Genomic DNA, 13,570 nt, shown 5'->3' on the forward strand with positions numbered 1-13,570 from the left:
CTAAGTCTTTCATCAAACAGCTCAGTATCAGAATCGAAGCTACCTTGGCTGTCATACACGTCGTCGGGATCAAAGGCATAAGCCGCAAATTCGTCGTCATTTTGGTCATCATGAATGTCAAGTTCATCAGCTACACCAAAATAGAGATCATCCTGCTCGACCAATATCTCATCATTGTCGAAGAAGTCATCCTCAGGCTCATAACTATCAGGCTGATTGACTTGATACCCTTCAAAATCGAGGGCGAATTCATGTGGATCGCAAAAATCTATACCACCAACCAACTCTTGAATATGGCTATCGCTGTAGTAGCTCTCTGAACCAGAAGGCCACTGATAATCAATTATTGCTTCCTTAGGTGTCTGAGGCAGTTGAGGGATTGCTTCACAGAGAACGTCGTCCGCCGTTACAGATACCTGTGTTGAGTGTGACGGGACTACTTTGAAGTGAGGGGCATGGCTCACTAAGGTCTTGGGCCCCTGCGCCGTTGACGCCACATCCACAGGCTTACATGCACGAGCTAAGGATAGGGTTTCGCGCTCATTGGCAGAAATAACTCGCGTATCCTCAGTTACTGACAATGGAACCGGCAAAATAACCGTTTCATAGACTTCGTCCCGCAAACAGGGGAAGGGGTCTAGCCCGACAAAAACACTGGCATCAGCGGTAATGTATTCCAAATCAGTAGCTGTGATCGTCTCATCATCCCTCTCTGAGACGACATCGACTTCTGGAGACAGATCAAGAAAGGCGCTCTGTTGCCTTTTCGCCAGAAAAGCCTGTTGCATCAAAGCCGCCGCCTGCTTTGGACGGCTCTGTAGTATGTAGACTCGTCCTAAGAGATCTAGAAGCTCAGGATCTTCGTTTTCAGCAAGTTCTTCTTCAAGCAACTCTTCTGCGGCAACTAGCTTTCCGGAGCTCACCAGGACGTTGACTGATTGAAGCAGTTGTTCACGGTTGCGGGTTTTGTGAGCTGGCAAATGAGCAGCCTTGTGACGATCGCATAGGCTTTTCAGCTCAAGATTTCTAATAATGTCTAGTAGATCCGGATGGTCTCGCAGAATATCGCAGGCCACAATCTTGGCCTGATCCAGTTGCCAATCATCTAGGGTCTGACCACGCGAGTACAACTCATTATCGGTTGTACGCTCCTTCAACAGATCCAGAACATGTTTTTCCGACTCTGTGCTGCCACGTTGAGCCAGCAAGTCCCTTAGGCTATGCAGCAGGTCTTCCCAATCCATCAACAACTCCAAATGACCCTTAGCCTTATGGACAATGCAAACCTCAGTCTATGGACCGCTCTTGTTATCCGTTCGAAACAGACTATGGCAATTCTGTGGTCTCCAGTGGCCAGATACCGAGCAGTGCCACACGTATTTACGTTGGCGGATGCCATATAGTATGAGCGCCCCAAACACGCTTCATACTTATGCAATGCAATGCAATGCAATGCAATGCAATGCAATGCAATGCAATGCACGATCTCGTTGCTCTAATGTGGCAATCAACGCTGCCATCCTGGCTGTCGCTACCAGATTGCTCAGACCTCAGGTTGTGACAAACACTAACTCATGATGCGAGGGAGTCCTACCTTATCACCTCATTGAGCTGATGGACATTTGCGGCCATCACACAATGAGAAGATGCTCGAACTTTCTTTGTTGTCGACGTTCAATGGACAGAGACGCTTTGGGACTGACTGCGCAACCAACCCCTGTTGCATAAGATGATGACCACATAACTAACTGATAATTAATGTAAATCAGGCTTGGTGGAATAACGCTATTGGGGATACACACATATCTGTCTTTCTCCCTCCCCGCCGATGACAAAAAACAAGCCTCCCAGCCACAGGCCGGGGGATACTTGTTTTGGGGATGGTGGCTGAGAGAGACACCTGAAACAGCCGAAGGATGGACTAACCTGCTGAGCCGCTGACCGGTTTCGAGTTGGGTTAGCCCATCGCTCCTTGCCCTGCATGGAAAGGCAACCTCGGCAGTACCACTGCCAGTGCCGAACCGCCGCTGGTTCCTGTTCCTCTCCTGTCCGGTGCGACGGTTACGCAGCCACTGAGACGGTGAACACTCCCATCTGGTAGTAACTGACGAAGTTCGACTCCCACATCGTATAGAGCTCCTTAGCCGACGCTGGTCCCATCTGGCCGTAACGGAGCAGGTAGTAATCTTCGCTCAAAAAGTTGAAGTCGATCTCTTTGACCAACTCAGCCATATCCTCCGGCCCCTGATAGCTAAAGTCCGTCACGTAATCGAATTGCCACCGGTCTTTACGCTTGAGCAGCCGTATTTCTACCGGATGAAACCCGCCACGAACCGGGCCGTAATCCGGGTCTCGGAGGTTGAAGACCAGACTGGATTTTCCCTTCAGCACCATTCCAGATCTAACCAGTTCCTGATCCAGAATACTCATCAATGCCTGACTGACAGGCAGGGCAAAATCGCCCGCAAATGGGATCGTCATAATCACCTCAGATTGATTGTTTAGGGGGGCTCACCCTTGGACAGGTGAGCACTATGCAGGGGTTATTCGATGGTGGGTGCTACGGTGCAGAGCTCATTGGTTAGCGAACCCAAGCGCTCAAGGTAATCAGGCACCAGTTCATGCAGCATCGGATTGCCGTCAGCCTTCTGGATCAACTTCAGTCCGTCCGAGCGCAGAATGGCTGATAAGAATCCGGCATTGTTGGCGCTGCCCCCTTTAAACAGTCGCTTCATGACGCTGGATTTAAACGGCTTGTCTGCGGGCAAGGAACGCAACACATCGTCAATCACCGACAGCGCAATCCACTCCTTGCTATGCAGACCCCCACCCTGATTACCGGTGATTTTCAGGAACAGCTCGCCAGTGTCTTCATGACGACCGATGGCATAGAAAATCAGCCCTTCTGATCGGGTGCTGAGTTTCTCGGCGGTATGGTTGAGCAAGGTGTGTATGGGTGCAGGGCCGCCGGGCACGGAGTCTGCGGTGTCGCCGGGTCCAGGCCTGGCCTTGTCGGCGTCAGCCGCAAGGGCTGGCGAAAGAGGCTCGGCGCAGCCGCTTGCTCCGGATGTGAGTGGGCTCTCTTCGGCGGGCGTGGTGCTGGCAGGTTTAGGGGTCTCTTCAACGCGGTTTTTACGGGGTCTTGTCATGATAGTTTCCTTACAACGTCGTTAGATAACCGGTGATTGCGATCGCCAGATCATCGGTAGATGGGTCATAGATAAAGGGTCATAGAAAACCCGATAGCGTGACAGGACCGACTCCATCACTGTCACAGTGATCTCATTCGGTCTTTCGCGGATTGACGGTGGTGTGACTTAACCGGCAGTGCGGCCAATGCCGAGGTGATGACCGATAAATCATCCAGATAACCGGCAAATGGAATGGGATCTGGTACCACGTCGAACGGGTTTACCAGATAAGCCAGCGCACCGATGATGAGCGCATAGCACCAGACCGGCAGATCGCCATCCGTGAGCAGGACATACAACAGCACGGCCTTCTCCAGCAGCTCCTTAATCCCCTTGATCTCTTTTAACTTGCGCATGATGTCGCTATGACTGGGATTACTCATGGTGCATCCCCTCCAGGGTGGTGATCAGAGGAGCATCTGAGTGGATCAGCAGGTAAATCCCAGCACCCTCATCGTTGAGAATGGCCAGCAACAGACGCCAATCTTCGGATATGGCGAACTCTTGCTCCGGGTAACGCAAACCGAACATCACCTGATTCTGGGTATGCTGTGGCATGGCCTGGAACTCATTCACCGAGTCCGTCATCTCGATAATGACCAGACTACAACCGGTCGTGTCCCAGAATGCCCTCGCCTCCTCTACTGATGAAAAGGGCTCGATAATTTGCTCCATGACCGAGGCGTGGAGTGCCGGGTAAGCCGCGAGCAATGTATCCTCCGGCCATTCCATACAAGTTTTCATCGTGTTTCTCTCCAACAAAAAGGCCCTTAAGCTCAGATGAACTTAAGGGCCTGGGAACTGTGAAATGTGGACCAACAGCCGATGTGACAGCGCTGTCTGGTTATTAATATCTGTTTATAAACAATACCTTTTCGGTCACTCCGCCTGGATCAACGACGATAGACCTTCGCTGATATTACGACTGCGCTCAGAAGTCAGCTTTGCATACCGCTGGGAGGATTGAATACTGGCGTGGGCCAGTTGCGCCTTGACGTCATACAGGCTGTATTGCCCGGAAGAGACCAAGGCACTGGCGACAGAGTGGCGAGCCGTATGGAAGCAAACCTCATCGCGGTCTTCGATACCCGCTTTCTGCAACACCCGTTCATAGGCACATCTGGGTTCACCAATGGGCTTGCCCTGACATCGAATATGCTGGCTCGCGAACACATAGGGATTACCGGCTATTCTGGGGAGCTTCTCCAGAATATCGATAGCCAATGTGCTCAGGTAAATGATCCGACTCTTGCCATTCTTGGTCAGGGGTACGAACAGCGTCTTATCCTCCCAGTTCACATGTTCCCATTTAGCGAGTAACACCTCTGATTTTCTTGCCCCCGTCAGGTAGAGCATCGCGATGAAGCTGCCTGCAGCTTGATTGCGATCCTGCAATGCCACCTCAATGACCCGTTTCATCTCTTCAATTGATAGGAAGCGCGTTCTGGCATTGTCCTCCTTCAACAGCTTGATCTTGGCCGCCTCGTTGGTGTCCAGAATGCCCCAGCGCACCGCATAGCTGCCCATGGTCTTTAACTGGGCCAGCACACGGTTGGCAGTACTCGGTGCGTAGGCCGTCTGCTGAGGGTTGTTAGGGTGAACCATCTCCGATTGCAACTGCAGGACATCCATCGCCTTGAGTTGCCGGTAACGCATGGCCCCAAAGCGTGGTTCTATGTTGTGTTTGAACCGCTGAATGTCGCTGTTGATCGACCGTTTGCCGATGGTCTTGAGGTGCGGCAAAAAGGTCTGCCAGAAGAACTCCGAAAGGGTGGGCTCAGTTTTGTAGCTATCCCGCTCTGCTACCGGGTCGATGCCTTCTGCCAGCATCGCCTTGTACTTGCGGGCAATGGTCCTGGCTTGGCTCACATCGATATCACCGAATCGCCCCAGGGCGATGCTGCGCTTCTTGCCCTGGAGGGTATAGCGCAGTAGGAAACGCTTACTGCCCTGGCTTTTTCCTGACAAGAGTTTTAAGCCAATGACCTCTGTATCGGAGAACTCCAGTTCAGTAGCGCCAGCCTCTCGTTGTTGTGCGGGCAAAGCCTTGATGGCTGCATTGGTAAAGCGAAATTTGGTCTGCATAGATACCTCCGATGATGGGTTGGATCATGGGATTAATATCTGTTTCAAAGGGGGTTCAATGCGGGTTTGGGAGGGGTGAAGAGGAAGGGGTAACGGTGAGCGGCACTTGTCTCAGCACCAGAGACAGACCCCGGAAAGGCCCGGAGCAGTGGCCTACCAAACATCCTTGGCTATGTTGGAAGACTGGGCAGATTGTTTGCAGCGAGTCGCAGGAAGTAGTAAGTCGCTTAGACAAGAAATGGACAAGAAAGGAAAAGTGAGAGAGGGGAAACGCTGGGGAGCAGAAACAAAAACGACGCAATGAAGCGTCGTATCTGTTTAATCTGTAAGGCTTTTTTCTTCAATTTTAATGGTGCCCGAGGCCGGAATCGAACCGGCACGACGCGAACGTCGAGGGATTTTAAATCCCTTGTGTCTACCGATTTCACCACTCGGGCACCGCAATCGGTATCAAGCTCGCGTGGCGGGCTTGTCAATATGGAGGCACGTTCCGGAGTCGAACCGGACTAAACGGATTTGCAATCCGCTGCATAACCGCTTTGCTAACGCGCCATGCAAAAGAGAGTTGGTTCTCTATTGTCTGAATTTGGAGCGGGAAACGAGACTCGAACTCGCGACCCCGACCTTGGCAAGGTCGTGCTCTACCAACTGAGCTATTCCCGCATTGGTCTGGCTGACTGCCTGACTACGAGGACGCATTCTAGCGATGTTCCTCGCCCAGTCAACCAGAAATATTTAATTACCTGATCGTTCGGGCATTTTTTGCCCTTTTTGAACAGTTTTAGCGCCTTTGGCCGTTTCCTGCCTCAAATCAGCGGAAACCTCACCTTGCGGCGCAAGTGACTCACAGGTTGGCGTGGTGGGTCAAATCGCCCCAAGCCGCCTTCATGTACTGGAACATCGACCAGAAGGTGAGCACGGTGGCGACATAGAGCATCACATAGGCGAGCCACACCATCCAGACGTTGTATTGCCAGATAAGACCGGTGAGCGACACCATCTGGATCATGGTCTTCCACTTGCCAATCCAGCTGACCGCCACCGAGGAGCGTTTGCCGAGCTCGGCCATCCACTCACGCAGGGCGGAGATGATGATCTCGCGGCCAATCATGGTCATGGCAGGGATGGTCACCCAGATGGTGTTGTAGTGTTCGACGATGACCACCAGTGCGGCGGCGACCATGATCTTGTCGGCAACCGGGTCAAGGAAGGCGCCAAAGGCGGTGGACTGATTGAGCTTGCGGGCCAGATAGCCATCAAACCAGTCGGTAGCAGCGGCCAGAATAAAGATGATGGCTGCAGCCAGATAGGACCATTGATAAGGCAGATAGAACAGGATGACGAAGACGGGAATGAGCAAAATCCGGAAAAACGTCAACAGGTTAGGTATGTTTGTCATTATTTTCAGCCACTTCTTGTACGTCGCTACATAGTGCGCCAAAGCCGATTTGCGATGCAACCGCACTGGCGCCCGTCTTGGTCTTTTTAATCCATCAATCTTCTCAAAATGCGATGGCCATTATGGCATTTACGGCCCCCCCGCGTCACGGCTCTTGTGCATCAAGGAGTTAGCGATTTTGCCATGCCGCTAACCCTGCTCAGGCGCTGTGCAAACCATCGTGGATGGTCTGGGCCAGCTCCTGACTGATGCCGGGTACCTTGGCCAGTTCATCCACGCTCGCCTTTTTGACCTCCTGCAGGCCACCCAGATATTTGAGCAGCGCCTGCCGCCGCTTTGGCCCCACCCCCGGAATATCCTCCAGACTGCTGCTGGTGCGGGCCTTGGCCCGTCTGGCCCGGTGGCCGGTAATGGCAAAACGGTGAGATTCATCGCGAATATGCTGAATAAGGTGCAAAGCGGGCATATCTGCCGGTAAATGCAGCTCTTCGTGGCTCTCCCCCATGATGAGAGTTTCCAACCCCGCCTTGCGGGTGACACCCTTGGCAATCCCCACCAGCAGCGGATATTTGCCGCCGAGAAACTCCAGCTGACGGGCCAGGATCTCTTCGGCGCGGCGCAACTGGCCGAGGCCACCATCAATAAACAGCACATCAGGCACCTTGTCCGGCTCCTGCTGCTTGCCAAAGCGGCGCTCCAGCGCCTGCTCCATCGCTGCGTAGTCATCACCACCAGTGATACCGTCGATATTAAAACGACGATATTCCGATGAGAGCGGCCCCTCCCGGTTGAACACCACGCAAGAGGCCACCGTGCGCTCCCCCATGGTGTGGGAGATATCGAAACACTCCATGCGGGCGATGGGGCGCTCCAGCTCCAGCAGCTCTTCCAGCTGGTCGTAGCGAGCGGTGATGGTGCTCTTGTGAGCAAGCCGCGATCGCAGCGCCGTCTCGGCGTTGATGGAGGCAAGCTTGATAAAGCGGGCCCGTTCGGCGCGGGTTCGGCTCACCACCCGCACCTTGTAGCCTGCGGTCTGGCTCAGAGTCTCGGCGATGACGCTTTCGTCCTCAAGGGCCACATCGAGCAGCACCTCGCTCGGGATCTGCCGCCCCCCCTGCCCCGACAGATAGAACTGCAGCAGGAAGGATTGCACCACCTCGTCAAGCGGGGTGTCAGCCGGCACTTTCGGGAAGTAGCTGCGCGAGCCGAGCACCTTGCCCTGACGGATAAAGAGCACGTGAATGCAGGCCGCACCTTGCTCGAAGGCGACCCCCACCACATCCAGCTCGTCCAGTACGTTGCCGCTCACAGACTGCTGCTCGGTGACCCGACGCAGCGCCAGGATCTGATCCCGATAGCGGGCCGCCTCTTCAAAGCGCAGATCGCTGCTGGCAGACTCCATCTTGCCAACCAGCTCTCCAATCACCTGCTGGTTCTTGCCCGCCAGAAACAGCTTGGCCAGCTCCACCTGCTGGGCATATTCGGCTTCGCTCACCAGTCCAGGAACACAAGGGCCAGCGCAACGCTTGAGCTGGTAGAGCAGGCAGGGACGGGTGCGGTTGGCATAGACCGCATCTTCGCACTGACGCACCGGAAATATTTTCTGCATCAGATGCAAACTCTCGCGCACCGCGCCGCCAGAGGGGTACGGGCCGAAGTACTCCCCCTTCACCTTGCGGGCACCGCGATGGACGCCGATGCGTGGATGCTGGTGCGCGGTGATGATGATCCAGGGGTAGGATTTGTCGTCCCGCAGCAGCACGTTGTAACGGGGCTGGTACTGCTTGATCAGGTTGTGCTCGAGGATCAGCGCCTCGGTCTCGGTGTGAGTGACGGTGACCTGGATATCGGCGATCTGGCGCACCAGGGTGCGGGTCTTGATGCTGTCGACGTTGGTGCGAAAGTAGGAGGCGAGCCGCTTTTTCAGATCCTTGGCCTTGCCCACGTAGATCACGGTGCCACCGCTGTCATACATTCGGTAGACGCCACTTTGATGGGTGACGGCGCTCAGAAACGCCTTGCTGTCGAAGAGAGGTTCGGGAGAGAGGGTCATCAGCTACTCGGCTCACACAAAAGCAAAAATTGACGGGCAGAGCATACTGCCCCCACCGCCAGAAAAGCAAAAAGGCGGCACGCGCCGCCTTTTTGACCACACGCCACCCGATTAGAGGGTATCGGCATCCAGCATGCCATAGCGAATGGCCAGATGGGTCAGTTCCACGTCACCGTTGATCCCCAGCTTGCTGAACAGACGATAGCGGTAGCTGTTGACCGTCTTCGGGCTCAGGTTGAGCTGCTCGGAGATATCGGTCACCTTCTGCCCCTTGGTGATCATCATCATGATCTGCAGCTCGCGCTCGGAGAGGGACTTGAAGGGGTTCTCGTCAGCGGAGGCAAACTGGCTGAGGGCCATCTGCTGGGCAATCTCCGGGGAGATGTAGCGCTGACCGGAGTGCACCAGCCGGATCGCCTGGATCATCTCGTCGGGGGCAGCCCCCTTGGTCAGGTAACCGGCGGCGCCGGCCTGCATCACCTTGGTGGGGAACGGATTTTCTGAATGAATGGTCAGCACTATGATGCGCACATCGGGGCGGATCCGCAGAATTTTGCGGGTCGCTTCCAGACCACCAATACCCGGCATGTTCATGTCCATCAGGATCACGTCCGGATGGTGTTGGCGACAGAACGTAACTGCTGTCTCGCCGCTCTGTGCCTCACCCACCACCTTGATCCCGCGCACATCTTCAAGAATGCGTCTTATCCCTGTACGCACCAGCTCATGATCATCGACCAGGAATACATTTATCACCCAAACACCCCGTTTTATCTCGTTTTAGCCGCCCGGTTAGGGTTAACAGGGCGTCTTGCATCATAACCAAACTCGTCGCTTTGGCAAACCATGCACGCCAAAAGTTTGAGAAAACCCATGTTTAGCGTTTAAAATCAAATAATTATATAAATTTTCAAAACAAAAAACGGTGCCTTGCGACACCGTTTTTCATGACGTTAGTGCTGTGGCCATCACTTGGCCAAAAAGGCCCGCACCTTCTCCAGATCGGCCTGGGTATCCACCCCGACCGGCGGCGCTTCAAGGGCCTGGGCGACGTGGATCTTCTCCCCGTACCAGAGCACCCGCAGTTGCTCCAGTGCCTCGACCTGCTCCAGCACGCTCGGTGCCCAGTCTACGTAACGCTGGATAAAGCCGGCGCGATAGGCGTAGATGCCGATATGGCGCTGGTAGTGGTCGCCAATCTGCTCGTGACTGTTGGCAAAACGATCTCGATCCCAGGGAATGCTGGCGCGGCTGAAGTAGAGGGCGTAGCCATCCTTGTCAGTCACCACTTTCACTGCGTTCGGATTGAACGCCTCTTCTGCATCCTGGATCGGCACCGACAGGGTCGCCATCGGCGCCGTGGCGGCGGCCAGATTATCCGCTACCTGACGAATGATGGCGGGCGGAATGAGCGGCTCATCCCCCTGCACATTGACGATGATGGTATCGGCGGCAAAGCCGTAGTGACGGCACACCTCGGCCAGACGCTCGGTGCCGGACTGGTGATCCGGTGAGGTCATGCACACCTCGACGCCGGTGCTCTGCAGTGCCTGCTGTACCCGCTCGTCATCGGTGGCAACGATCACCCGATCGGCACCTGATTGCAGAGCTTTCTCCACCACGTGCTGCACCATGGGTTTACCATGGATATCCGCCAGCGGCTTGCCCGGCAGACGAGTTGACGCATAGCGGGCAGGAATGACGACGACGAAACTCATGACGGCAGCTCATCGCTGTTGAGCGGACGGGCACGGTTCTCCAGTAGTACCGGGATCCCCTCTTCCAGCGGATAGGCCAGCTTGTCGAAGCGGCAGACCAGTTCATGAACTGCTTTGTTGTAATGCAGCTTACCCTTGCAGACCGGGCAGGCGATGATGTCGAGCAACTTGATGTCCAAAGCCAAAACGATACTCCTTCAACGATGTCGCGCTGGCGGCTTCATCACGCCAGCGATGGATGTCGAGCAACCAGCTATTCCATACGGGACCGCTATTGGTCCACTTCTCCCCCATTCAGGCGAGAGAGATTAATCTTGCGCCCTGATCGCGCCCTTCCCCTTTGTCCCCAGCTTGTGCAGCAGGGTATCGAGCAAGGAGGCGGGCAACTCGGCACTGACCGGCAGATACCACCAGTTATCGAGGGCAAACGGACGACACTTGACCGCATCCTTCTCGGTCATCAGCAGCGGCTTGCTGGCAAAGCGGCCCACCAGCTCATCCCGATCGAAGGGGTGATGATCGCCGTAGGCGGCCTGTTGATCCAGCTGATAGCCGAGCCCTTCCAGGGTGGCAAAGAAGCGGGGCGGATGACCGATCCCAGCCAACGCATCGACCGGCCCCGACAAGGGGGCAGCCAGCGGGGCATCGTCGCGCACCCGGCGCGGGGTGTCGGCGACCAGTTGCATGGGGTACTCCCCCTTGCCCGGCTCGCTGCCGTTGCAGATGATGGCGTCCACCCGTTTGAGACGAGTGACCGGCTCGCGCAGCGGCCCCATGGGCAGCAGGCAGGCATTGCCGAAACGGCGCGCTCCGTCCACCACCACCAGCTCGATGTCGCGGGCCAGCGCGTAGTGCTGCAGACCGTCGTCGGTGATGATGATATCCACCTCACCGCTCTGCTCCAGCAGTCGTACCGCGTCGGCCCGTTTCGGGGCAACCACCACCGGACAACCGCAGCGCCGGGCAATCAGCACAGGCTCATCACCTGCTTGCGCCGTGGTGCTGGTCTCATCCAGCCGATAGGGGTAATGGGGCGCCTTGCCACCATAGCCACGGCTCACCACCCCGGGGCGATAGCCGCGGGCTTGCAACTGCTCCACCAGCCAGACCACCACCGGCGTCTTGCCGTTACCCCCCACCGAAATATTGCCCACCACGATCACCGGCAAGGAGGAGCGATACCCCTTGCGCCAGCCATGACGATAGGCGTAGCGGCGGGTGCCGCTGATGATGGCAAACAACAGGGCAAAAGGGGCCAGCAACCAGCGCCAGCCACTTTTGCGATACCAGAGCCGTTCCAGCATCAGGCCTTTTTTCCTGCATTGCCAAACTGAATGGCGCGCAGCTGTGCATAGGTGCCGTGCTGCTCCATCAATGCTTCGTGGTTACCGCGCTCGACGATATGGCCTTCGTCGATCACCAAGATCTCGTCTGCCTTCTCGATGGTGGAGAGACGGTGGGCGATCACCAGCGAGGTACGGGCCTTGCAAAGCTCGTCGATAGCCGCCTGAATGTGGCGCTCGGATTCGGTATCGAGGGCCGAAGTGGCCTCATCCAGCAGCAGAACCGGCGCATCACGCAGCAAAGCGCGCGCAATGGCAACACGCTGGCGCTGACCACCGGAGAGGGATGCACCGTTCTCGCCAACCACAGTGTCATACCCGTTGCTCATCTTGCTGACGAACTCGTCGGCGTGAGCGATACGGGCGGCCTGCACGATCTGGTCGCGGCTGTATTTGTCTTCTGCGGCGTAGGCGATGTTGTTGGCCACCGAGTCATTGAACAGGTGGACATGCTGGGAGACCAACGCGTACTGCTTGCGCAGCTCGCTCAACTTGTATTCGCGGATGTTGACGCCGTCGAGCAGGATCTCCCCCTGATCGATGTCGTAGAAGCGGGTCAACAGGCTGGCAATGGTACTCTTGCCAGAGCCGGAACGCCCCACCAGCGCCACCGATTTACCCGCCTCCACCTTGAAGCTGACGTTGTGCAGCGCCGGGATGTCCTTGGTCGGGTAGGTAAAGGTGACGTTGCGAAACTCGATCTCGCCGCGGGCACGCTCCAGAGTGCGGGTGCCGGTATCCTGCTCCGGCTCGGTGTCGAGCAGGCCAAACAGGCTGTGGCAGGCGGTGATGGCCCGCTGGAACTGGTTGTTGACGTCGGTCAGGCTTTTCAGCGGCTTGAGCAACATCATCATGGAGGTGATCATGACGGTAAACGTACCGGCAGTCAGGGTTGATTTGACGCTGTCAATGGTCGCGACATAGAGGAAGGCCGCCAGCGCGATGGAGGCCACCATCTGCACCACTGGACTGCCGATGGCATCGGCGGCGACCATCTTCATAGTCTGCTGGCGCATGTTGTTGCTGACCTGGAAGAAGCGTTTCTCTTCCACCTTCTGGCCACCAAACATCAGCACCTCTTTGTGCCCTTTGAGCATCTGCTCGGTGGAGGTGGTGATATCCCCCACCGCCTGCTGGATGTGACGGCTGATCTGGCGGAAACGACGGCTGATAAGGCCGATGATGACCCCCACCAGCGGGCCAACCACCAAAAAGATCACCGACAGCTGCCAGGAGTGCCAGAACATCAGGCCGAGCAGGCCGACCACGGTCGCCCCTTCCCGTACCAGGGTCACCAGCGTGGTGCTTGCCGCCGAGGAGACCTGGCTGGCGTCATAGGTCACCTTGGAGAGCAGATGACCGGTGTTCTGACGGTCGAAGAAGCTCATCGGCATCGCCACCATGTGATTGAACACCTGCTGTTGCAGACGCATCACGACGTGGTTGCCGACCCAGGCCATGCAGTAGTTGGAGAGAAAGTTGGCGACACCACGCAGGGCCACGATGCCGAGGACGAAGAAGGGCATCCATTTCAAAACGGTGCTGTCGTTGCCATTGATGCCCTGATCGATCAACGGCTTGATGGAGTAGACAAAGGTGGTATCCACGGCGGCGTAGCCCAGCATCCCGATGATGCCACCGACCAGGCCCAGCTTGCGATCACGGACATAACCGAGCAGGCGTTTGAATACTGGCCAGCTCTCTTGTGAGGTTTCTTGTTGCATGAATAGCCGTTAGTAATGGAAATGACGGGCTATTCTAGCCAAAGCGCAGGCTTACAC

At 56.0% G+C, this 13,570-nt stretch carries 13 protein-coding genes and 3 tRNA genes; all 16 read right to left on the reverse strand.

Annotated elements, in window-relative coordinates; genetic code table 11:
• Positions 1-1,244, reverse strand: a 1,244-nt coding sequence (locus VF684_RS05520; RefSeq protein WP_440173908.1) for a hypothetical protein, incomplete at its 3' end; no start/stop codon positions are given.
• 817 nt (positions 1,245-2,061) lie between these two features.
• Positions 2,062-2,481, reverse strand: coding sequence for a DUF2787 family protein (locus VF684_RS05525; RefSeq protein ID WP_213391791.1), 420 nt, complete (start codon positions 2,479-2,481; stop codon positions 2,062-2,064).
• Positions 2,482-2,543: 62 nt separating this feature from the next.
• Entirely contained in the window at positions 2,544-3,149 is a 606-nt protein-coding gene (locus tag VF684_RS05530) for a hypothetical protein (RefSeq protein ID WP_146612890.1), read from the reverse strand.
• Positions 3,150-3,271: 122 nt separating this feature from the next.
• The gene (locus tag VF684_RS05535) at positions 3,272-3,574 is read right to left on the reverse strand and encodes a YkvA family protein (RefSeq protein WP_025201450.1); all 303 of its coding nucleotides are present in this window, start codon (positions 3,572-3,574) and stop codon (positions 3,272-3,274) included.
• Positions 3,567-3,923 (reverse strand): hypothetical protein, encoded by a 357-nt coding sequence (locus VF684_RS05540; protein WP_042058838.1) that lies wholly within the window; start codon positions 3,921-3,923, stop codon positions 3,567-3,569. The genes VF684_RS05535 and VF684_RS05540 overlap by 8 nt, the downstream gene beginning before the upstream one ends.
• A 147-nt stretch (positions 3,924-4,070) precedes the next feature.
• Entirely contained in the window at positions 4,071-5,276 is a 1,206-nt protein-coding gene (locus VF684_RS05545) for a tyrosine-type recombinase/integrase (protein WP_043128800.1), read from the reverse strand.
• A 350-nt stretch (positions 5,277-5,626) separates the two neighbouring features.
• Positions 5,627-5,713 (reverse strand) — tRNA-Leu (locus VF684_RS05550).
• A gap of 41 nt (positions 5,714-5,754) precedes the next feature.
• A tRNA-Cys gene (locus VF684_RS05555) sits at positions 5,755-5,828 on the reverse strand.
• Between the two features lie 35 nt (positions 5,829-5,863).
• A tRNA-Gly gene (locus VF684_RS05560) sits at positions 5,864-5,939 on the reverse strand.
• Positions 5,940-6,120: 181 nt separating this feature from the next.
• Positions 6,121-6,675 (reverse strand): CDP-diacylglycerol--glycerol-3-phosphate 3-phosphatidyltransferase, encoded by a 555-nt coding sequence (gene pgsA, locus VF684_RS05565; RefSeq protein WP_031227442.1) that lies wholly within the window; start codon positions 6,673-6,675, stop codon positions 6,121-6,123.
• A 199-nt stretch (positions 6,676-6,874) separates the two neighbouring features.
• Positions 6,875-8,728 (reverse strand): excinuclease ABC subunit UvrC, encoded by a 1,854-nt coding sequence (gene uvrC, locus VF684_RS05570; protein WP_201912148.1) that lies wholly within the window; start codon positions 8,726-8,728, stop codon positions 6,875-6,877.
• 111 nt (positions 8,729-8,839) lie between these two features.
• A complete protein-coding gene (uvrY, locus tag VF684_RS05575; protein ID WP_005337448.1) occupies positions 8,840-9,484 on the reverse strand; it encodes a UvrY/SirA/GacA family response regulator transcription factor in 645 nt (214 codons plus the stop codon).
• A 212-nt stretch (positions 9,485-9,696) separates the two neighbouring features.
• A complete protein-coding gene (gene kdsB, locus VF684_RS05580; RefSeq protein WP_005337458.1) occupies positions 9,697-10,446 on the reverse strand; it encodes a 3-deoxy-manno-octulosonate cytidylyltransferase in 750 nt (249 codons plus the stop codon).
• The gene (locus VF684_RS05585; protein WP_005347033.1) at positions 10,443-10,631 is read right to left on the reverse strand and encodes a Trm112 family protein; all 189 of its coding nucleotides are present in this window, start codon (positions 10,629-10,631) and stop codon (positions 10,443-10,445) included. Before VF684_RS05585 ends, kdsB begins: the two co-directional genes overlap by 4 nt.
• Positions 10,632-10,754: 123 nt before the next feature.
• Positions 10,755-11,750, reverse strand: a complete 996-nt coding sequence (lpxK, locus tag VF684_RS05590; RefSeq protein WP_201912150.1) for a tetraacyldisaccharide 4'-kinase — start codon at positions 11,748-11,750, stop codon at positions 10,755-10,757.
• Positions 11,750-13,513 (reverse strand): lipid A ABC transporter ATP-binding protein/permease MsbA, encoded by a 1,764-nt coding sequence (gene msbA, locus VF684_RS05595; RefSeq protein ID WP_201912152.1) that lies wholly within the window; start codon positions 13,511-13,513, stop codon positions 11,750-11,752. Before msbA ends, lpxK begins: the two co-directional genes overlap by 1 nt.
• Positions 13,514-13,570: the final 57 nt, after the last annotated feature.

Source organism: Aeromonas sp. Lyrl_2 (assembly GCF_051948815.1).
Lineage (GTDB): Bacteria > Pseudomonadota > Gammaproteobacteria > Enterobacterales > Aeromonadaceae > Aeromonas > Aeromonas veronii.